The organism is Flavobacterium aquiphilum (assembly GCF_027111335.1).
Taxonomy (GTDB): Bacteria; Bacteroidota; Bacteroidia; order Flavobacteriales; family Flavobacteriaceae; genus Flavobacterium; species Flavobacterium aquiphilum.
In genome coordinates this window covers 2,913,998-2,936,870 of record NZ_CP114288.1, presented here as the reverse complement: position 1 = coordinate 2,936,870, position 22,873 = coordinate 2,913,998, and the positions used below count along the sequence as shown (strand labels likewise).

At 34.1% G+C, this 22,873-nt stretch carries 11 protein-coding genes; 3 read left to right on the top strand and 8 right to left on the bottom strand.

The annotated features are described in order from the left end of the window. Positions 1-110 precede the first annotated feature (110 nt). Together OZP12_RS12135 and OZP12_RS12130 are read right to left on the bottom strand one after the other, a co-directional pair. Positions 111-10,328, bottom strand: a complete 10,218-nt coding sequence (locus OZP12_RS12135) for a DUF7507 domain-containing protein (RefSeq protein ID WP_281225259.1) — start codon at positions 10,326-10,328, stop codon at positions 111-113. 152 nt (positions 10,329-10,480) lie between these two features. Then, a complete protein-coding gene (locus tag OZP12_RS12130) occupies positions 10,481-10,753 on the bottom strand; it encodes a hypothetical protein (protein ID WP_281225258.1) in 273 nt (90 codons plus the stop codon). 1,187 nt (positions 10,754-11,940) lie between these two features. Between OZP12_RS12130 and OZP12_RS12125 the strand changes: the two genes are divergently transcribed. Genes OZP12_RS12125 through OZP12_RS12115 form a run of 3 tightly spaced genes read left to right on the top strand, consistent with a single transcriptional unit; the run spans position 11,941 to position 15,451 of the window. After that, complete coding sequence (locus OZP12_RS12125; RefSeq protein WP_281225257.1) at positions 11,941-12,426, top strand: SixA phosphatase family protein; 486 nt, start codon at positions 11,941-11,943, stop codon at positions 12,424-12,426. Positions 12,427-12,432: 6 nt separating this feature from the next. Next, positions 12,433-14,508 carry a polyphosphate kinase 1 gene (gene ppk1 / locus OZP12_RS12120; RefSeq protein WP_281225256.1) on the top strand — a complete coding sequence of 692 codons (2,076 nt, stop codon included), beginning with the start codon at positions 12,433-12,435 and terminating at the stop codon, positions 14,506-14,508. Positions 14,509-14,560: 52 nt separating this feature from the next. Then, on the top strand, positions 14,561-15,451 hold the full coding sequence (locus OZP12_RS12115) for a Ppx/GppA phosphatase family protein (RefSeq protein ID WP_281225255.1): 891 nt from the start codon (positions 14,561-14,563) through the stop codon (positions 15,449-15,451). A 92-nt stretch (positions 15,452-15,543) separates the two neighbouring features. On the opposite strand, the gene OZP12_RS12110 is transcribed toward OZP12_RS12115, so the two are convergent. The 6 genes from OZP12_RS12110 to OZP12_RS12085 form a co-directional block, all read right to left on the bottom strand. Then, complete coding sequence (locus OZP12_RS12110) at positions 15,544-16,713, bottom strand: L-lactate MFS transporter (RefSeq protein WP_281225254.1); 1,170 nt, start codon at positions 16,711-16,713, stop codon at positions 15,544-15,546. Positions 16,714-16,741: 28 nt separating this feature from the next. Next, positions 16,742-17,524 (bottom strand): pyruvate formate-lyase-activating protein, encoded by a 783-nt coding sequence (gene pflA, locus OZP12_RS12105; RefSeq protein ID WP_281225253.1) that lies wholly within the window; start codon positions 17,522-17,524, stop codon positions 16,742-16,744. 100 nt (positions 17,525-17,624) lie between these two features. After that, positions 17,625-19,859 carry a formate C-acetyltransferase gene (gene pflB / locus OZP12_RS12100; protein ID WP_281225252.1) on the bottom strand — a complete coding sequence of 745 codons (2,235 nt, stop codon included), beginning with the start codon at positions 19,857-19,859 and terminating at the stop codon, positions 17,625-17,627. Between the two features lie 320 nt (positions 19,860-20,179). After that, entirely contained in the window at positions 20,180-20,641 is a 462-nt protein-coding gene (locus tag OZP12_RS12095; protein WP_281225251.1) for a DinB family protein, read from the bottom strand. Positions 20,642-20,750: 109 nt separating this feature from the next. Beyond that, a complete protein-coding gene (locus OZP12_RS12090; protein ID WP_281225250.1) occupies positions 20,751-21,971 on the bottom strand; it encodes a DUF6600 domain-containing protein in 1,221 nt (406 codons plus the stop codon). 170 nt (positions 21,972-22,141) lie between these two features. After that, entirely contained in the window at positions 22,142-22,819 is a 678-nt protein-coding gene (locus OZP12_RS12085; RefSeq protein ID WP_281225249.1) for a peptidoglycan DD-metalloendopeptidase family protein, read from the bottom strand. Between the last annotated feature and the right edge of the window lie 54 nt (positions 22,820-22,873).

Below are 22,873 nucleotides of genomic sequence, written 5' to 3'. Positions count from 1 at the left end.
TTTGTAAATAGCATAAGGTTTGAGGATTTATTTTTACTAATGTTTAGTTTTCAATCAAAGACCGTAAAACACTCTGAGGACTTTTCCTCAGAGTATTTTTTGGACTAATTCTATTTTACTAAATAGAGGAAACCATCTTTTTTGATTCTAACTTTATTACCAAGATTATCATCAGAATCATAGCTTAATATATAGAAGTATGTTCCTGTTGGTAAACCTTCATTTTTATTGATTGTTGTTCTACCTTCAGATTTTCCTCTAAATGCATTTCCTTCATTGTTATAGTTGTCTTTTTCGAAAACTAAAACTCCCCAACGATTGTAAATTTCAACTCTGATGTTTTTATAACAAGCATTGTCTTCTATTCCTTCAATTTGGAAGTAATCATTACGTCCGTCTTCAGTAGAAGATAAAGCATTGTGTACAACAATAGTTCTACATGGTAACACTTTACAATCATCATTTATAGATAATGTTAGGAATATACTTCTTGGACAATCTCCTGCAATTTTATATTCATATTTGTATGTTCCAATTGGTATACCTAGAGCATTTAAAGTGCTGCCAGTCAAGCCTCCTGTATTTTCGGTATCTACCCATGTTCCAGTTAATGGTGTTCCTTGAGGTAATAAACTATTCAAATCAACAGGAGTTGTATCGGCGTTACAGTATGATGCTCCAGTTATTGTTACAGGTTCAATGCCAGCAATATTGATTGTAATCGTTGAAGTAGAACAATTTGTTGGGTTTGCAGTTTCACAAACTTGATAATTAAGAACAAATTGACCTGCAGCTACACCATTTGAAAATGATACATTACCATTATTATCAACTTGGATGTTTTGTCCAGCGACTGATAATAATTTGAATTTAAAATCAGCCAAGCTTGGTGTTACACCATTCAATAAGTCATTGCTTAATGCATTACGGATCGCGTCACCAAATGAACATTGAGTTACACTATATATGTCTGGATTAGCAATAATTGGTAAAGGAATATTGGTAACATTCACAGTTACAATCGCAGAATCACAGTTGCCGGCATCTGCTTTTTCACATATTTGATATGTCAAAGTATAAGTTCCGGTAGGAGTATTCGCTTTTACATCTACAGTACCATCAGCATTTAAAGTTATTCCACCTTTTGGATCAGGAGTCAAAACTGTTAGAGTCACATCTGCAGGGTTTAACGCTACAGTATTTAAAGTATCATTTTTAAACACATCAACTACGTTTTTCACTCCTTTTAGACCTTCAAGTGTGCTGGCAGTATCATCAACCGCATCAATTTTGAATGTTGGTCTTGAAGTACAAAAAGGATCAGATGGTGGATAATTTATCACAAGTGTTTCACTAGGATTCATTGTTAATGTTACCGAAGCTGTTGGTCGGAGACCTTCAAAACCATCAGCACCTTCTATCCATTTTCCGTTTGGCAATAATAACCAACCTGGCCAATCGATTCCGTTACCATTTTGATCTACCACAGCTCCTGGCCACAATACTTTTCCGTTTAGTGGTAAATTGTTCATTGTAGCAACAACATTACCATTTTTGTCTTTCCAAGTAATTGTTAATCCATTTAGCGGAGTAAAGTTATTGGCAGTTGTAGTATAACTGAAGTAAGGAACATCATTGATACAAATACCTTGTCCACTTACTGTCATACTTGGAGCCTCAATGTTTACTGTTACTGTTGCAGAATCACAATTGGTGTTGTTTGCTTTTTCACAAATTTGGTACACCAAAGTTTGTGTTCCTACAGGAGCACTTGGTAATACATCTATTGAACCGTCAGCATTCATCTGCAAGAAAGGATTTGCTGTTACTGTTGTTAAAATTAGATCTGCTGGGTTTACAGCTAATCCATTTAGAGTATCATTTTTAAATATATTGATAACGTTTGGAGTAATTACATTTACACCTACAACAGTTCCTGCATTATCATCGACAGCATCAATTACATTCGCTTTTTCATTAACTATTTCATCATCAGTACCACTAATTGGAGTACCATCTGGTGTAAATCCATCGGCTTTAGCAACATTGGTAACAGAACCTTTGTTCAAGTCGTCTTGAGTTACTGTATAACTTTGTGTATAATCAGAACTTCCACCAGGAGCTAAAGTTGCAATAACAGTATTTAATCCAGTAAGAGGATCTTTTACAGTTATTTGATTCAACGTTGTATTTCCAGTATTTTTGACTGTTATAGTATAATGAATAATATCACCAACAACACTAAAACTATTAGTGGTAGCAGTTTTTACAACGGTTAAACCAGGATTAATACAAAAAACAATTACATTAGGATCATTATTACTTGGTGTATTACCCGATTCATCTTTTACTATTGTTTCATTAGGAGCTTTACCATTTATTGAAGCTTGATTGATAATTTTTCCGTTATCAATATCGGCTTGGGTTACAGTGTAAGTTGCTTTATAAACCCAAGTTTCGCTAACTTCTAAAATACTGTTAGTATTACTATCACCACTTTCTAATGCTATAGCAGATAAGCCAGGATGAGGGTCAGTAAGGATTATATTATGTAAACTTACATTGCCAGGATTAGTTACAGTGAAAGTATAAGTTACCACGTCACCTACTTTTAAAGTAGCACATCCATTTTCTCCAACTGTAATGTTATTGGTTTTAACTAAAGCTATACCAGGATTAGTACAAATAGTAATTACATTAGGATTATTATCAGTTGAAGTATTACCAGATTGATCTGTTACTATTGTTTCATTAGGAGCTTTTCCATTAACCAAAGCTTGATTGGTAATTTTGCCATTATCAATATCGGCCTGGGTTACGGTGTAGGTTGCTTTATAAATCCAAGTTTCGCCAACTTCCAAAATACTGTTAGTATTACTATCACCACTTTCTAATGCTATAGCAGATAAGCCAGGATGAGGATCTGCAAGGATTATATTATGCAAACTCACATTACCAGGATTAGTTACAGTGAAAGTATAAGTTACCACGTCTCCAACTTTTAAAGTAGCACATCCATTTTCTCCAACTGTAATGTTATTGGTTTTGACTAAAGCTATACCAGGATTAGTACAAATAGTAATGACATTAGGATTATTGTCAGTTGAAGTATTACCTGATTGATCTGTTACTATACTTTCATCAGGAGCTTTACCATTAGCTGAAGCTTGATTAGTGATTTTACCAGCATCAATATCAGCTTGCGCTACAGTATAGGTTGCTTTATAAATCCAAGTTTCATTAACTTCAAGAATATTGTTAGTATTACTATCACCACTTTCTAAAGCAATAGCAGATAAGCCTGCATGAGGGTCGTTTACAGTAATATTGTGCAAACTCACATTGCCGGGATTAGTTACAGCGAAAGTATAAGTTACTACGTCGCCTACTTTTAGAGCAGCACATCCATTTTCTCCAACTGTAATGTTATAGTTTTTAACTAAAGCTATACCAGAATTAGTACAAATAGTAATGACATTAGGATTATTGTCAGTTGAAGTATTTCCGGATTGGTCAGTTACTATTATGTCTTTAGGCGATGTACCACTAACCGAAGCTTGATTGGTAATTTTACCATTATCAATATCAGATTGAGTCACAGTATAGGTTGCTTTATAAACCCAAGTTTCGTTAAGTTCTAAAATATTATTAGTATTACTATCACCACTTTCTAATGCAATTGCGGATAAACCAAGATGAGGATCGACAACACTTATATTGTGTAAACTTACATTACCGGGATTAGTTACAGTGAAAGTATAAGTTACCATGTCACCTACTTTTAAAGTAGCACATCCATTTTCTCCAACTGTAATGTTATTGTTTTTAACTAAAACAATTTTCGGTGTTTGGGTCAAAGGAGTGATTGTACAATCTGGACAATCTGGTTTGATTGGACAAGTAGTACAAGGTGTTGGATCTGAAGATGTATCTGTAACTGAATTGTTTTTAGGGTCTTTAGCAACAACAGTCGCCAAGTTGTATACTAACCCAGCATCAATATCATCTTGAGTGATTGCGTGTGAACCGCTGAATGTAGTTGAATCAGTTGCCCCAACAGCAAGCGTAGCAATTGGTCCACCAGAGATGACCGCATTATTATCTGTTATTGTTACATTAGTTAATGTTACGTTTCCGGTATTTTTAACTACAAAATTATAAGTTACCACATCTCCTACATTAGTAATTCCATCATTATTGCTATCCACATATGTACCATCTTTAGTAACATTGATACTTGGAGATTGATTAAGTTCCGTAATGGTGCAATCAGGACAATCCTCTTTAATTGGACAAGTAGTACAAGGAGTAGGGTCAGAAGAATTATCTGTTACTGTTTTATTTTCAGGATCTTTAGCTGTAGCTAATGCCAAGTTATATACAAATCCGGTATTTATATCTGCTTGAGTTATAATATGAGAACCAGAGAATGTATTTGAATCTGTAGCACCGGCAGCAAGAAGAGCGATTGGCCCACCAGTAATCGAGGCATTATTATCTGTAATTGTTACGTTAGTAAGATCTACAGTTCCTGTATTTTTTACAACAAAATTATAAGTAACAAGATCGCCTACATTGGTAATTCCATCATGATTATTATCTACATAACTACCATCTTTGGTAACATTTATACTTGACTCAGAAATGGTAAATGTATAATTTGCTTTACAACCTCTGGCGTCAGTGATCTCCACGCTATAAGTTCCATTTGTCAAGTTTGATAAATCTTCTGTTATTGCTTGATTTGACCATAGGAAAGTGTAAGGTGTTGTTCCCCCGGTTACTGTTAGATTAATAGAACCATTATGACAAGAAGTACAATTATTGTTATTAACAATTACTGCCGTAGCGCTTAAAGCTGCTGCTGGTTGTTCAATAGTTACAGTACAAGTTGTTTTATATCCTAGTGCATCGGTAACAGTAACAGTGTGTAAACCTACATTTAAAGCTAATGCTTTTGCTGTAGTTTCTCCATTATCCCATAAGTAAGTGTAACCAAAATTACCTCCATGAGCAGTAACAGTAGCGGTACCGTTACTATCACCAAAACATTTTACAGGAGAGTCTTGAACAACATTACAAGATAATACTTCAGGTTGTGTAACTGTAATGCTGCATGTAGTAGTACATCCTTTTGAGTCGGTTACAGTTACTGTATGAAGTCCTTCATTAAGCTGTACTGCTTTTGCTGTAGTTTCTCCGTTATCCCATAAGTAAGTATAACCTCCATTTCCACCAACAGGAGTAACTGTTGCTTGTCCATCACTCAAACCATTAGAAGAAACTGGTTTATTTGGAGTTATTGAGCAAGATAAAACTGCTGGTTGGCTGATTATTTGGTTACCCAATGTAATTGTACAAGCAATATTTGCCGCATCACGAATCTGAACACTGTAGGTTGCAGGTGCAAGACTTATAAAGTTACCACTTGATTGCCAAGTTCCAGTATTTAAACGATACTCATAAGTTCCATAACCTCCAATTGGAGCAGATACAGTTATTATTCCATTGTTGGCTCCGTTACAAGTTACATCTGTTTTTGCAACTGAAGCGCTTAAAGTGTTAGGTTGAGTAATTATTTGGTTTCCTAAAGTAATTGTGCAGCCAACATTTGCTGCATCACGAATTTGAACACTGTAAGTTGCTGGTGCAAGACCGGTAAAGTTTCCACTTGTTTGCCAAGCTCCTGAACCAAGTCTGTATTCATAAGTTCCATAACCTCCAGTAGGGCTTGTCACAGTAATTGTACCGTCATTGGCACTGTTACAAGTAACATTTGTTTTAGACACTGTTGCAGCTAATACATTTGGTTGAGTAATTACTTGATTACCTAATGTAATTGTACAAGTAACATTTGCAGCATCACGAATTTGTACACTGTAAGTTGCTGGTGCAAGACCGGTAAAACTTCCGCTAGTTTGCCAAGTTCCTGAACCAAGACGATATTCAAAAGTACCATAACCACCAGTTGGATTAGTTACTGTAATTGTACCATCATTAGCAGCATTACAGGTAACATTTGTTTTTGCAACTGTTGCAGCAAGTACATTAGGTTGAGTTATTATTTGGTCACCCAAAACAATTGTACAGGCGATATTTGCTGCATCACGAATTTGGACACTGTAAGTATTTGGTGCAAGTCCGGTAAAATTACCACTTGATTGCCAAGTTCCTGAATTTAGACGATATTGATAAGTACCATAACCTCCAGTTGGAGCAGATACAGTAATTGTTCCGTTATTAGCACCGTTGCAAGTAACATCAGTTTTAGCGACTGTAGCACTTAATACATTTGGTTGCGTAATTGTTTGACTGCCTAGTGTAATTGTACAGCCAACATTAGCTGCATCACGAATTTGGACACTGTAAGTATTTGGTGCAAGTCCGGTAAAATTACCACTTGATTGCCAAGTTCCTGAATTTAGACGATATTGATAAGTACCATAACCTCCAGTTGGAGCAGATACAGTAATTGTTCCGTTATTAGCACCGTTGCAAGTAACATCAGTTTTAGCGACTGTAGCACTTAATACATTTGGTTGCGTAATTGTTTGACTGCCTAGTGTAATTGTACAGCCAACATTAGCTGCATCACGAATCTGAACACTGTAAGTTGCTGGTGCAAGACCTGTAAAGCTTCCGCTCGCTTGCCAAGCTCCAGAATCTAAACGATATTCATAAGTTCCGTAACCTCCAGTTGGGCTTGTTACAGTAATAGTTCCGTTATTAGCTTCGTTACAAGTAACATTTGTTTTGGCCACTGAAGCATTTAACACTGCTGGTTGAGTAATTGTCTGGTTACCTAATGCAATTGTACAGGTAACATTTGCAGCATCACGAATTTGAACACTGTAAGTTGCTGGTGCAAGACCGGTAAAGTTTCCACTTGTTTGCCATGTCCCTGAACCAAGACGGTATTCAAAAGTGCCATAACCACCAGTTGGATCGCTTACTGTAATTGTACCATCATTAGCAGCATTACAAGTAACATTTGTTTTGGCAACAGTAGCACTTAAAACTGCCGGTTGAGTAATTGTTTGGTTACCCAAAGTAATTGTACAGGCAGTATTTGCTGCATCACGAATTTGTACACTGTATATATTTGGAGCAAGTCCTGTAAAAGTACCACTTGATTGCCAAGTCCCTGAATTTAGACGATATTGATAAGTTCCGTAACCTCCAGTTGGGCTTGTTACTGTAATTGTTCCGTTATTGGCTCCGTTACAAGTAACATCTGTTTTTGCTACTGAAGCATTTAATACTGCTGGTTGAGTAATTGTTTGGTTACCTAAAGTAATTGTACAAGCAGTATTTGCAGCATCACGAATTTGCACACTGTAAGTTGCAGGAGCTAAGCCAGTAAAGTTTCCACTGACTTGCCAAGTTCCTGAATCCAAACGATATTGATAAGTACCATATCCTCCAGTAGGAACAGTCACAGTAATTGTTCCGTTATTGGCTCCATTACAGGTTACATCTGTTTTTGCAACTGTAGCATTTAATACTGCCGGTTGAGTAATTGTTTGATTACCCAATGCAATTGTACAGGTAACATTTGCTGCATCACGAATTTGCACACTGTAAGTTGCGGGAGCTAGACCAATAAAACTTCCGCTAGTTTGCCAAGTTCCAGAATCCAAACGATATTCATAAGTTCCGTAGCCTCCTGTTGGGACAGTCACAGTAATTGTTCCGTCGCTGGATCCGCTACAAGTCACATTTGTTTTTGCAACTGTAGCATTTAATACTGCTGGTTGAGTAATTATTTGACTTCCTAAAGTAATTGTACAGGCAGTATTGGCCGCATCACGAATTTGGACACTGTATGTATTAGGAGCAAGAGCTGTAAAACTTCCGCTTGCTTGCCAAGTTCCAGAACCCAAACGATATTCGTAAGTACCATATCCTCCAGTCGGACTGCTTACAGTAATTGTTCCGTTATTAGCTCCGTTACAAGTAACATCGGTTTTTGCTACTGTTGCATTTAATACTGCTGGTTGAGTAATTATTTGACTTCCTAAAGTAATTGTACAGGCAGTATTGGCCGCATCACGGATTTGAACACTGTAAGTTGCTGGCGCAAGAGCTGTGAAATTACCGCTTGTTTGCCAAGTTCCTGAATCCAAACGATATTGATAAGTACCATATCCTCCAGTAGGAACAGTCACAGTAATTGTTCCGTTATTGGCTCCATTACAGGTTACATCTGTTTTTGCAACTGTAGCATTTAATACTGCCGGTTGAGTAATTGTTTGATTACCCAATGCAATTGTACAGGTAACATTTGCTGCATCACGAATTTGCACACTGTAAGTTGCGGGAGCTAGACCAATAAAACTTCCGCTAGTTTGCCAAGTTCCAGAATCCAAACGATATTCATAAGTTCCGTAGCCTCCTGTTGGGACAGTCACAGTAATTGTTCCGTCGCTGGATCCGCTACAAGTCACATTTGTTTTTGCAACTGTAGCATTTAATACTGCTGGTTGAGTAATTATTTGACTTCCTAAAGTAATTGTACAGGCAGTATTGGCCGCATCACGAATTTGAACACTGTAAGTAGCAGGAGCAAGACCTGTAAAGTTACCATTTGCTTGCCAAGCTCCAGAATCAAGACGATACTCATAAGTTCCGTAACCACCTGTTGGGCTAGTTATAGTAATTGTTCCGTTACTTGCACTATTACAAGTTACATTTGTTTTATTAACTGTAGCACTTAATGCATTTGGCTGAGTAATTGTTTGGTTACCTAAGGTAATTATACAAGTAACGTTAGCAGCATCACGAATTTGAACGCTATAAGTTGCATTAGCAAGATTTGCAAAATTACCACTTGTTTGCCAGGTACCGGAATCGAGACGATATTCATAAGTACCGTAACCACCAGTAGGAGCAGTTACTGTAATTGTACCATCATTAGCTCCATTACAAGTCACATTAGTTTTTGCAACAGAGGCTGCTAAAACAGCAGGCTCAGTAATAGTGATTTGCTCAGTATCAGTACATCCTTTGGAATCAGTAACTGTTACGGTATAAGTTCCTGCAGCCAATCCAGTTGCAGTTGCTGTATTTTGAACTGGAGTTGTGTTCCAACTATAAGTATATCCTGGAGTTCCTCCGGTAGCAGAAGCTGTTGCAGATCCGGAAGCCCCACCTTTACAAGTAGCATTTACCACTGAATTTATGCTTGCAATTGGCAAAGAATTTATATTTACTTGTGTAGTAACAGATTTTGGACATCCTCCTGTAGAGAAAGAATAAGTTACGGTGTAGGTTCCTGCTGTACTAGCAGCAACATTGATTTGTCCTGTAGTTGGATTAATACTTAAACCACTTGATGAGGCAGAATAAGTTCCTCCTGTAACTCCGCTAAATGTAACATCAACTAGCCCTTCATTTTTACAAAAATTACCGTTGCCATAACTTATGCTCGCAGTTCCTAAAACTAATTTCACTGGATATGGACCTGCAAAATCATTTAAAGATGCTGAAGAAGCATTTGAAGATTTTGTTTTAATCAAAACCGATCCAAATTGCGCTCCTGCACAAGGGTCATTAATTGCAAAAAAGGCACTAATATTAATTGCTGCCTCAACAAATTGATAATTAGAATATTGACTAGAACCAAAGGCACCACCAGTAAATGTATCTACTAAATTTGTATTTGTTTGACCAAAAGCATTTGTAGAAGGATCTACAACCAATACATAGTCTGTTCCGCTCCATTTATAAAATTTAACAGTTGCAATACTACCTCCATTTGAGTATTCTACTGACAACAAAATATCGCCAACTGTTCTTCCTCCCGTCAAAGTGAAACTGCCACCAGCATTGGCAGTTAATGTATTTTGAAAAAATTCAAAATCAATATAACTTGTTCCTGTATTATCTAACCTATCACTTGCAATAATTAACCATTGATTATTACTAATGTCGGATGCTAAATGAATCAAAACATTGTTAATATCCCCTTTTCCTCCGGCTTTACTATTAGTCCAACTCCACAAAGTATTTGGGTCATCATTAAATTTTCCACCACCGGTAAAAGTATTATCACCAGTGGAATTATAAAGATCAGTAAATCTATAAGTAGTAGCTGTATTTATAGCAGTCCCATCAAGGTTAAATACATTTTGACCAGAACCGCCTGTTCCAGGTATCCAGTCACCAACATTTGTTGTAGGTGTGTTTGCTTTGAGATCACCATCAATATCAAAACCATTATATGGAAAAACCACAGGAGCTGTTTGGGCTACTGCTGTTGAAATACAGAAATAACTAAAGATTAAAAATAGAGTTAATTTGTTTAAATAAGTAAAAATTGTTTTCATTTTTAATTTTTTTTAAGGTTAATAACCTAGGTATTATAAGACGGTATTATTGATTTTAATTCAATAGGGGTCTGACATTAAAGCATGTAAAATGTATACTTGCTTTAAAGTATTTATAATGAAAGCTCAAAAAATGAGTATGTCGTTAAGAATTAATAGTTTGCAATTTGCAATGCATAATAATACATTTCCTCAGGGGGAGCACTTTTAATATTCTCGCTTTTATCTGTTTTAATTGTAGTGATTTTAAAAACAGCATTAGCAAAAGTGACAGAAGAATAGGATACTACTGAAAGTATATTAGATATTTTTAAAGTATCCGACCATGTTCTTTTTTCGAAAAAAGGAAGTAAAAACTGGATTGTTTTTTGAATGATATCCGAAAAAAAATCTTTTAATAGGTTTAAAGTAGTTTTAGGCTTCATAATCTTAAATTTTAATTAAACGATTAGTGTTTATAAAAGTTCCGCATACTGAATTTTTTATATAAATGAATAATCTAAATAAAGCTCAACAAATAATTCTTGCACTAGGTCTTACAGACAATCTTTTAGTTTGATTCGATTTGGGATTAAATCAAATTAAAATTCATTTTTGTCTAAAATTGAAAACTGAAATATCAGTTAACAATGGATCGGAGTAGGTCTTACAGACAATCTTTTAGTTTGATTCAGATTTGGGTTTAAAATCAAATTAAAATTCATTTTTGTTTAAAATTATTAACTGAAATTATTATCAGTCAACAATGGATCAAAGTAGGTTTGTTTATAATTTAATTTGATTCAGATTTGGGTTTGATATCAAATTAATATTCTTTTTTTATCAAAAATTGTAAACTGAAATTCTTATCAGTTGACAATGAATCGAACTTGGTTTTTCTAAAATTTTATTTTGATTGAGATTTGAGAAACAATCAAAAAAAATATAATAAAAAGAACTTGAGTAGGTTAACTAATAATTATTGAGTCATTTTGTTTGGTGTCAAAAAACTAAATAAATTATCTATAGTTCAAATTTATAAAGAATGTTTATAATACAATATGATTGTCTTTGAATAGCCTAAATACTCGTTGAAGAGCTAAAAATATAAGTAAAATACCTTTGAAAATATATTTTTTGTGAAATATGTTGTGCGTTTTTGGAACGAATAACTTTGTAAAATTGGCAACTAAATTTAATTGTATTTAAGAAAAAGCATATTAATGTGTGAATAGTTTAATATAAAGTTCTTTTTACTATAAAAAAATCCAATACTTTTAAATATAGAAAAAACACTATACTATTAAATATCTATAAATCAATAATTTATTGATAGCTCATGATGTAAAATACAGATTTGAATAAAATGGTTGATTGTATATAATTCACCTACCACTATCTAATTATGAACTACATACCATCAGGCCTTTGAAAAGAATATTGAAAATTTATAATCCTCTCATCTAAAAATATAATAAAAGTTATAAACTTTTTTGTAAATTGTAAGTCCCTTAATGATTTTGTAATTCAATTTCATAATTGATTCTAATCCATATACAACTACCTATTTGCTGTTTTCATGTAATTATGTTGCTGTAGATTGTTTACTTTAAAAATTAAATAGTTGTGACGTATGAAAAATTTGATTTTAATTCGACATGCAAAGTCTAGTTGGGAAGTACCTTTGCATGATAAAGACAGACCATTAACTTCACAAGGAATGCAAAGCGCTCATTTGGTTTCATCCACCGCCATTAAATATTTGCCCAAAACCTTCAGTATTTGGAGCAGTACAGCCGAAAGAGCTGTTGAAACTGCCTTGATTTTTGCGCAGAATATAAACTTTCCTCTGGAGAGTATTATATATAAGGACGAGCTGTATACTTTCGATGAAAGAAAATTAGAAAAAGTTATTAAATCGTACAGTAATGGTTATGATAGCATAATTATATTTGGGCATAACGAGGCTATTACAAATTTTGTTAATAAATTTGGAGATGTTTACATTGATAATGTACCAACGGCAGGGTTTGTTCATATAGAATTTGACTGTGAAAGTTGGGACGATATCCATAAAGGCAAGACAAAAAAAATGCTATTCCCCAGAGATTTAAAATAGATAAACGTGTTTGAACATAAATATATTGATAGAGAAAAAAGCTGGTTGGCTTTTAATGCTCGAGTTTTACAAGAGGCAGGTGATGATTCAGTGCCTTTATTAGATAGGTTAAGGTTTTTAGGAATTTTTTCAAATAATTTAGATGAATTCTTTAGAGTTCGATTTGCAGCTATCAGACGTTTGAGTTTGAGTGGTATTTCGGGAGAGAAATATCTAGGTGGGGTTTCCGCACAACAATTAATTAAAGATATAACTGATATTGTTATCCAGCAGCAATCCGAAAGTTTAAGGATTCTTAATAATATTGAAGAGAAATTAAAAACCGAAAATATTTTTATAGTTCATGAAAATGAGGTTAATTCTGAACAAGAAGTTTTTCTAAAAGATTTTTTTATACAAAAATTAAGCCCGGAATTAGTTACCATCATATTAAATGATTTAGCTGAATTTCCAGTTTTAAAAGATTCTTTGGGATATTTGGCTGTGAAACTTGTGATGAAAAAAAATCAGGAAGTACGTTATGCTATGATTGAGATCCCCAAAATGGTCAATCGTTTTGTGGTTTTACCTTCAAGTGATGAAAAACAGTATGTAATTTTGATTGATGATGTCATCAGAATGAATTTGGGTAACATCTTTAATATTTTCAGTTACGAAAGTGTTTCAGCCCATATGATAAAAATTACACGAGATGCCCAATTGGACATTGATAGTGATTTGAGCAAAAGTATGCTCGAAAAAATTTCATCAAGCGTAAAGGACAGAAGAATAGGGGAGCCGGTTCGTTTTATTTATGATCAGGAAATAGAAAAAGATACCCTCAAATTCTTTTTAGATAAAATGAATATTGATTCTACCGACAGTATAATTCCCGGAGGAAGGTATCATAATAGAAGGGATTATATGAATTTTCCAAACCTTGGCAGATTTGATTTATTGTATAAAAAAAATGATCCTCTTCCAATACCTGGATTAAGTCTTGAAGGTAGTATTTTAGAAAAAATTGCAAAGAAAGATTATTTATTAAATGCTCCATATCAATCTTTTGCTTACCTAATAAAATTTTTACGTGAAGCTGCTTTGGATCCAAAAGTAACCTCTATCAAAATTACTTTATACAGGTTGGCCAAAAATTCTCAAATCATTAGTTCTTTGATTAATGCGGCCAAGAATGGAAAGAAAGTAATTGTTCAAATAGAATTACAAGCTCGATTCGATGAAGCCTCCAATATTTCTTATTCCGAACAAATGCAGATGGAAGGAATCCAACTTATTTTCGGGATAAAAGGATTGAAGGTTCACAGCAAAGTTTGTGTAATTGAAAGAATGGAGAAAAGTAAAGTAAAGCGATACGGCTTTATTTCCACAGGAAATTTCAATGAAGGCACTGCGAAGATTTACACAGATGTAACACTTTTTACTTACCATCAACAAATTTTGAAAGACATTTCGAAAGTTTTTGATTTTTTTGATATCAATTATAAAATACAACGTTATAAACATCTTATCGTTTCACCGCAACATACCAGACATCGTTTTGTGAAAATGATTGATAGGGAAATCGCCCATTCTTTGGCGGGAAGAAAGACCTACATAAAATTAAAAATGAATAGTTTGTCAGACATCCCAATGATTGACAAATTATATGAGGCAAGTAATGCTGGTGTGAAAATTCAATTACAAGTAAGGGGAATCTGTTCGTTGATACCTGGAGTAAAAGGTTTGAGCGAAAATATCCAAGCCATAAGTATAGTCGATAATTTCTTGGAACATTCTAGAGTTTATATCTTCGGTAATGCCGGATTTACTGAAGTCTATATTTCTTCCGCTGATTTTATGACGCGTAACTTAGATGCAAGGGTAGAAGTGACGTGTCCAATTTATGATGAAGACATAAAAAATGAATTAATTGAAAATTTCAATATTGGTTGGAAAGGAAATGTAAAAGCACGATTCCATTCTTATAAATTGGATAATAAGTATAGAGTCCGAGGAGATAACCCTATTTTTAGAGCCCAAATAGAAACGTATAAGTACTACCAAAGTAAAGTTGAACCGATTGAAATATTAAAAGAAGAATAAAAAGAGAGCAAGAAAAATTTGTTCTAAAACATAAAATCGTATCCGAGAGAACATGATTAAAATTAAAAAATATGCCGCTATTGATATTGGATCGAATGCGATGCGTCTATTAATTGCCAATATAGTAGAAGAAGATGGAAAAGAAACTCAATTCAATAAAAGTTCATTGGTACGTGTACCTATACGTTTAGGACAAGATGCTTTTACTGTCGGGGAAATTTCCCAGGAAAATATCGAACGAATGGTTGACGCCATGAAAGCGTTCAATTTATTAATGAAAGTTCACAAAATAGAGCGTTATATGGCATTTGCTACATCAGCAATGCGCGAAGCTTATAATGCAAAAGAAGTTGTCGCTTTAATAAAAAAGAAAGCCGATATAAAGATCGAGATTATTGATGGAAAAAAAGAAGCTGCCATTATAGCTTCTACAGATTTACACTATTTATTAAAAACTGACGAAACTTATCTGTTTGTTGATGTAGGAGGTGGTAGTACTGAGTTTACATTATTTTCAAATGGAAAAATGATTACTTCAAGATCCTTCAAAGCGGGTACGGTTCGATTATTGAACGAGATGGTTTGCGATGTTGTATGGAATGAAATTGAGAAATGGATTAAAACCATTACTGCCGATTACGATGAAATTGCTTTGATAGGTTCGGGAGGAAATATCAATAAACTCTTCAAAATGTCGGGCAAGATTCAGGAAAAGCCGTTGTCATACATTTATATGAACGCTCAATATGCCTATTTGAATTCGTTGACGTACGAGCAAAGAATTTCTCAATTAGGATTAAACCCTGACCGAGCTGACGTAATTGTACCGGCAACACGTATTTATCTGAATGCCATGAAATGGAGTGGAGCCAGACAAATTTTCGTACCTAAAATTGGACTTTCGGACGGAATTGTAAAAGCAATGTATTACGGTAAAATTTAGAAAACTAAATAAGTTTTTTATTTTTGTAGATATTAAAAACAGAAAAGCAGTCAGTAGTTGACTGCTTTTCTGTTTTTCAAATAAAAATATTTTTAAGCAACTTTCAATAACAATCCTTTTAGCCATAGACCAACCAATAAAGCAATGACTAACAATATGGCAAACAGATAGAAAATAGTGATTTCTGTACTTAAGCCTAACAATAATGGCCCCGCAAATGCTGCTGCTGACCAAGCAGTTAATGTATAACCAAGTACTTGTCCATATTTTTCAGCGCCAAAAATGTTTTTTACAAAAGAAGGCATAGTCGCAAATCCAGCTCCATAACCAGCAATTATGACAAATGTTAAGGTTTGAAACGAAACTTGATTAGTTGAAAAAGTTGGTATTAAAGCAAAGCAGACCGCATTTATTCCGATAAAAATCATAAACGTATTCCAACATCCAATTTTATCTGAAATACTAGACCAAAATAAACGTCCTAATCCATTGAATAAACCAATAATGGCTACAAACATAGTTGCTTCTGTAGCGCTCATTCCTACCACTTCCTCGCCCAATATTGCTGCCTTTGAAATGATTGCAATACCACCACAAACATTTAGAAATAACAACAACCACAGTGCGATAAATCGTTTGTCTGAAACAATTTCTTTAGGTGTTAAATCTACATGGACATGTTGATTAAGAGATGTGTTTGATGGGTTTTCCAAATATAAAGCACTCAATAGCATACAAATTCCATAGCCTATTGCAAAAGTTAAAAATGCTCCGGACAATCCTAAAGAAGCATACAATGGCCCGATTAAAAATGAAGCCAATAAAGATCCCAATGCAAATGACATAATGATAATTCCTGAAGCCAATCCCGGACGGTCAGGAAACCATTTTACAACGGTATAGACTGGAACAATATATCCAAATCCTAAACCAATTCCCTGCAAAACACCAAATGTTAAGTAGAATAAATAAATTGAATTTATTTTAACAGCCAGTGAACTGCCCAATAAACCTATAATTAAAAAAAATGTTCCTAATAATCCTGCTTTTGTTGGACCTACTTTTTGGGCAAATTTCCCCATAAAAGCGGCAGTTAATCCTAAGAAACAAATGGCTAAACTAAATCCTGTTTTGGTATCATGAGCTTCCCAGTTTAATTCTTTTGTTAATGGTTCGATCCATTTGCTATACGCATAAATTGATCCAATTGACAGTTGCATAATCATTCCTGCCAATACGATCAAATATTTATTTTTTGACATGATTGTATAATTGTAATTTATAAATACCTTATTTAATTTTTACATTTTTGAAGTAAAGCCTGAAAATTTCGGCTGCTTTATTTACTTCTTCCTTAGTTGGAGGTTGTGTATCGGCTAATTGATATTCCAATCCCATCACTTCCCATTTGTGTTTTCCCAACTGATGAAAAGGAATAATTTCAACCTTTTCAATAGTTTTATACGAAGCGAAATGTTTTCCCCATTCGTGTAGATATTCCTCTTGGTCACTCCATCCTGGAACTAATACATAACGTAACCACATTGGTTTGCCTGTACTTTCTCTATACTCAGCTACGCGCAGTGTAGTTTTGTTTTTTAGACCTGTTAGTTTTTTATGCCACTCTTTATTAATATGTTTGACATCCAAAAGCAATAAATCGGTTCTTTCTAATAGCTGTTCTGTTTTGGAATCCAAAACTCTCCCATTTGAATCGAGGCAAGTATTAATACCATTTTCGTGTAAACGATCAAAAAAATGTATCAATTTTTCGCGCTGCAACAAAGGTTCGCCTCCTGAAACTGTTACTCCTCCTTTTTTGCCAAAATATGATTTTTGGTGCAAAGCTTTTTCAACTAATTCCTCTATAGGCACAAAAGAACCTCCATGAATATCAATGGTATCTGGATTTTGGCAATATAAACATCTGAATTGGCATCCTTGAACAAAAACTACCATCCGAATTCCAGGACCATCATGAGTTCCTAATGTTTCTATGGAATGAATACGTAACAAGTCGGGGTTATGTACGTCAATGGAATCGTCTGTATATTGTTGTTGAGGAAAATACATCAGTATGTGGGTTTAAAAAAACCTGTCTAAAAACTCAATTATTTGAAGTTCTTTAGACAGGTTAATTGGTTCTAATCAAAAATACGATTTATTTTGAAATTTACATTGTTTCGTGGAAAGTTCTAGTGATAACTTCCAATTGATGTGCTTTGGATAATCTAACAAAATTCACAGCATATCCAGAAACTCTAATTGTTAATTGAGGATAATTCTCAGGGTGTTCATAAGCATCCATTAAAGTTTCCTTATCCAAAACATTTACATTTAAGTGATGTGCATTTCTTGCGAAATAACCATCCATGATACCAACTAAATTTGAAACTTGTTCTTCTTTGTCAGATCCTAATGATTTTGGAACCATTGAAAATGTATTTGATATACCATCTTGAGCATCATCATAACTCAATTTACTTACTGAATTTAAAGAAGCAATAGCACCATTTACATCTCTACCGTGCATTGGGTTTGCTCCCGGAGCAAAAGCTTCACCTGCTTTACGTCCATCAGGAGTAGAACCTGTATTCGTTCCGTACATCACATTTGAAGTAATTGTCAATAGCGATAGTGTTGGAGTAGCATCTTTATAAGCTCTGTGTTTTCTTAATTCGTCAATAAAGATTTTTGTTATTTCTTGTGCAATACTGTCAACTCTGTCGTCATCATTACCATACTTAGGGAAATCACCTTCAATGTTAAAATCTACAGTTAACCCGATATCATTTCTTACAGGAGTTACTTTAGCATATTTAATTGCAGAAAGAGAATCGGCAATAATAGAAATACCTGCAGCACCGTATGCAATATCAATTCCTGGGTCACTATCGATCAAAGCCATTTGAGCTCTTTCATAATAGTATTTGTCATGCATATAGTGAATGATGTACATTGATTTAGCATAAACTCTTGCTACTTCAGCCAAAGTTGTTTTGAAAATATCCATTACTGAATCATAGTCTAATACTCCATCCTTCATTTGAGGAATATTTTTGATAACTACAGATCCTTTATCTTCTTCACGACCTCCATTTAAAGCCATCAATAAAGCTTTTGGCAAATTGGCACGAGCTCCAAAGTGTTGAATTCTTTTTCCAATTTTTTGGTAAGATACACAACAAGCGATTCCATAATCATCAGAACCTCTATTTGGACGCATCAAGTCATCATTCTCGTATTGAAGAGATGAAGTGTCAATAGATACTTGAGCACAGAAATCTTTAAATCCTTGTGGTAATTTTTGAGACCAAAGAATAGTTAAATTTGGTTCTGGAGAAGCTCCTAAATTATAAAGTGTTTGTAAGAATCTGAAAGAGGTTTTAGTTACTTTCGTTCTTCCGTCATTGAATTGTCCTCCGATAGCTTCAGTTACCCAAGTTGGGTCTCCACCAAAAATTTCATCATAACTTCCTGGACGTAAGTGACGAACTAAACGCAATTTCATTACGAATTGGTCGATAAATTCTTGTGCTTCCTCTTCGGTAATAAGACCAGATTTTAAATCATTTTGGATATAAATGTCTAAGAAAGAAGAAACGTTACCTAGTGACATAGCAGCTCCATCTTGTTCTTTTACTGCACTTAAATAAGCTAAGTAAGTGAATTGAACCGCTTCATGAGCATTGGCCGCTGGTACAGAAATATCAAGTCCATAAGTATGAGCCATTAATTTCATATCCTGCAATGCGCTTATTTGAGAAGTGATTTCTTCTCTAAGACGTACCTTGTGGTCTGTCATTTCACCCCCAACAGCAGCAAAATCTGCTTTTTTGGATTCAATTAAACGATCTACACCATAAAGAGGAATTCTTCTAAAATCACCAATGATTCTTCCTCTTGCATAATTATCAGGCAAACCAGTCAATAAGTGTTTAGAACGAAAAGCTCTAATTTCACTATCGTAAGCACTGAAAACTGCTTGATTGTGATCTTTGGCATAATTAAAAATTTTAACCACTTCATCAGATACTTGCAATCCTCTTTCAGCCAAAGCAGATTGAACCAATTTAATTCCTCCGAAAGGCTTCATGGCTCTTTTCAAAAGTTGGTCGGTTTGTAAACCTACAATAACTTCATTTTTTTTGTCAATATACCCTGGGCCAAATGAGGTCAAATTTGAAATGACATTTGTATCAATCGCCAAACATCCATTGTTTTTTCTTTCCTGAAGTAAATTTTCTTTGCAAATATCCCAAAGTTTTTTAGTTCTTTCTGATGGTCCTGATAAAAATTTTGAATCTCCTTCATAAGGGCTAACATTTTGCAATACAAAATCATAGACATCAATTGTATTATTCCAATTCCCTGTTTTAAAACATAATGTTTCAGTCGTACTTTTCATTTTGTTTAAATTGTTTGTAGTTAATTTTTTTTGTGATTATAACAATCTGATTTACATTAGTAAAGTTAACCATTTTACGAACCTCATAAACGTAGGATTTGATTTTTAAATAAATTTTAAGGTATTGTGTAATATTAACATTTATGTATAAATATTACATAGTTTTAATGATTATTCCTAAAAACTATTACGTTATCGAGAAAACTTATTGTTAGTTTAAATTGAAAGATTTTATTTATTAAAAATTATAATTATCCAATATTTCTTCTCAAAAGAAGTTCCTATTAAAAAGTTTTAGTAAGTATAACACGAAAAAACTATTAACCATTACCTGTTTTATCGTCAAGTAAACGTCTATGATAATTTATTTGTCCCAAATGATAAGCCAAATGTGTAGTCAGATGCGTTAATAAAAACCCTTTTGATGTTTTGGATTCAAAAACTGAAAAAGAATGTTCTTTTTTTAAATCCTCATCGTTCATAAGGTTTAGCGAATTATTAATTGTCTGAATTGTTTCTTCTATTTGAATGATTAAAGCTGATTTAGGAACATTTTTATTGGAAAATTCCAATTCTCTATTTCTTATATAATTGGTGTTGCCAATTTGAGCACCAATATATGTGTTTAAATTACCTATAAGGTGCAAACAAAGATTCCCCGCTGAATTGGCAATTTCTTTTTCGATGTACCAAATTTTATCCTCATTCTGATACGATTCAATCTCAAATTTCAATTTTTTCAAGTCTCTATTAAATATTTCTTTCAAAGTTTCAATCATCATACCAAATGTTTTTAGTTTTACAAAAAAAGTCAAAATTTTTACTGCCTGATTTTGAATCAGAACTGTAAAAATAATGACTTTTATTATTTTTTACTATAAGTCACCACTGCTAATGTTTTTGATGTTCTCCTCGATTTTCATTTTGCTGAGGAGACGGTTGAGCATTTCGTTGTGGCTGTTGATTACTACGGTTTGATTCCTGAGGATATTGCGGCTGATATTGTCTGTTGTTTTGTGGCTGAGGAACCGATTGCTCGCTACGTTGTGGCTGTTGATTTCCTCGGTTTGATTCCTGAGGATATTGCGGTTGATATTGTCTATTATTATGTTGTTGAGGAACAGATTGCTCATTACGTTGTGGGGGGTGATACCCAGGATTTGGTTCTTGATTTTGTTTGTTTGGTTTAGGAACAGATTGATCATTACGTTGGGGGTGTTGATTACCACGATTTTGTTCTTGATTTAGATTATTTGGTTCCCTTTGATCTGGTCGATCATTACGTTGCTCTGAAGCATTTGATCTGTTATTTGATTTTACATCTTTCATTGGAACCACTTTATATGGAATAGGCCTATTACCCGAAGCAGTTTGTCTTTCTACTCTGGGTTTATAAATGTAAAGATCATTTTTATCGTAATTATGCCCCGGTTTACTTCGCTCTCTAATAGCAACAGGGCTAATTTCTGAACCAATTCTTTTTTCTATTTCGTTTCTATTTGGCCCAACACCATATCTTACTCTATTGGTGTTGTCTGTTCTGATGTTGTTAATTACAGTAGAATTTCTAAGGATTCTGTCATTGTCTGAAGAACGGACGTAATAATTATTGATATTTCTTCTTCCCATGTCTCGGTCTCTTACCAATATCCATTGATTTGAAGGCAAATTGTAGCTACCCCCGTATGCCACACTAATACTGATTCCCGGGCCTATAGGTGCCCATCCATAATAACCTTCGCATCTTCTCCAAACAACCCAAGCTGGTCCCCAGTCATAATCCGGAACCCATACCCAACCATACATATAGTCAAAATACCAACGACCATAATGAAAAGGAGCCCATCCCCAAGGATAATTTGAAACCCATGTCCAACCAACATTTGTATATATCCAATTACCATTTGTACCGTAAGGAATAAAGCCAACGGCAACATCTGGGATCCAAACATATCCATAATGTGAATTAAGCACCCAGCTTCCATAGGGACTTAAATCATCGTAAAAAACCTGAAAATTTATTGATACTTGCGCAGTTGCCTTTTGAGGCGATATCATTGTCCACGTATTGAAAGCAATGAAGAAAACTGCTATTTTGCATATGGATTTCATGATATGTTATTTTAAGTTATAGATAAAAAATATCTCTTTAACTATCATAACGCTCGAAATAGGGAATACAAGCTTAAAATTAAGTTGAATATTTCTAAAATCAATGTTAAAAGAATCGTAGTAATTGATTTAAAAATATTTTTATCACCAATGGTTTTAAAATCAAGTTGTTATTTTAATTTCAACAATAGGTTAGGATCAGGGCAATTTTCCAGATAAAAATCCAAATTACTTTTGCTACAAACTCCAGGATAGTCTCCAAAATTATCTTCAATATTTTTTATAATTTGAAAATGCAAATGAGGAGCGTAATCACCATTTACGGTGGAATCTCCCAAAGTTGCCAGCTGTTGCCCTTTTGCAAAAAAATCACCAATTTTCAGGGAAGTGATGCTCTCTAAAGATAAATGCCCATATAAAGTATAGAAAATAGTTCCGCTTAATTCGTGTTCCAAAATAATTGTTGGGCCATAATCACCTAAATTATTATTGTTTTGAAAACTATGCACTTTCCCATCCAATGCAGCTAAAACAGAAGTCCCTGCTTTAATCCATAAATCCAAACCAATATGGATATTTCGTTCCTCAGTACTTGCATCATTGAAAACCGTACTTCTTTTATACAGATTACGTATTTCTCCATAACCTCCATAGGCAACACGAGCTTTATTTTTAGCTAAATAATTATCAAGATATACTTCAAATTGAGTAGCATCTGAAAGATTAAGTTGATTTAATTCCTGATTGGATTCAGACAAGTCAAAAGGAAAATATTCTGAGTAGGGGATAGTGCGGTCAATAACTCTTATATCGTCTAATTCTAAAAATAAAGTTTCTAAAGATGCCATTAAAAATAGTTATGATTAGGTTTTGCTAAAGATAAAAAAATCCCATTTGCAGAA

Excerpts from the sequence above, each read along its gene's own strand:
- OZP12_RS12135 (WP_281225259.1), bottom strand. The coding sequence starts at position 10,328 with ATGAAAACAATTTTTACTTATTTAAACAAATTAACTCTATTTTTAATC.
- OZP12_RS12090 (WP_281225250.1), bottom strand. The coding sequence starts at position 21,971 with ATGAAATCCATATGCAAAATAGCAGTTTTCTTCATTGCTTTCAATACG.
- OZP12_RS12110 (WP_281225254.1), bottom strand. The coding sequence starts at position 16,713 with ATGTCAAAAAATAAATATTTGATCGTATTGGCAGGAATGATTATGCAA.
- OZP12_RS12115 (WP_281225255.1), top strand. The coding sequence starts at position 14,561 with ATGATTAAAATTAAAAAATATGCCGCTATTGATATTGGATCGAATGCG.
- OZP12_RS12130 (WP_281225258.1), bottom strand. The coding sequence starts at position 10,753 with ATGAAGCCTAAAACTACTTTAAACCTATTAAAAGATTTTTTTTCGGAT.
- OZP12_RS12125 (WP_281225257.1), top strand. The coding sequence starts at position 11,941 with ATGAAAAATTTGATTTTAATTCGACATGCAAAGTCTAGTTGGGAAGTA.
- OZP12_RS12095 (WP_281225251.1), bottom strand. The coding sequence starts at position 20,641 with ATGATGATTGAAACTTTGAAAGAAATATTTAATAGAGACTTGAAAAAA.
- pflA (WP_281225253.1), bottom strand. The coding sequence starts at position 17,524 with ATGTATTTTCCTCAACAACAATATACAGACGATTCCATTGACGTACAT.
- pflB (WP_281225252.1), bottom strand. The coding sequence starts at position 19,859 with ATGAAAAGTACGACTGAAACATTATGTTTTAAAACAGGGAATTGGAAT.
- OZP12_RS12085 (WP_281225249.1), bottom strand. The coding sequence starts at position 22,819 with ATGGCATCTTTAGAAACTTTATTTTTAGAATTAGACGATATAAGAGTT.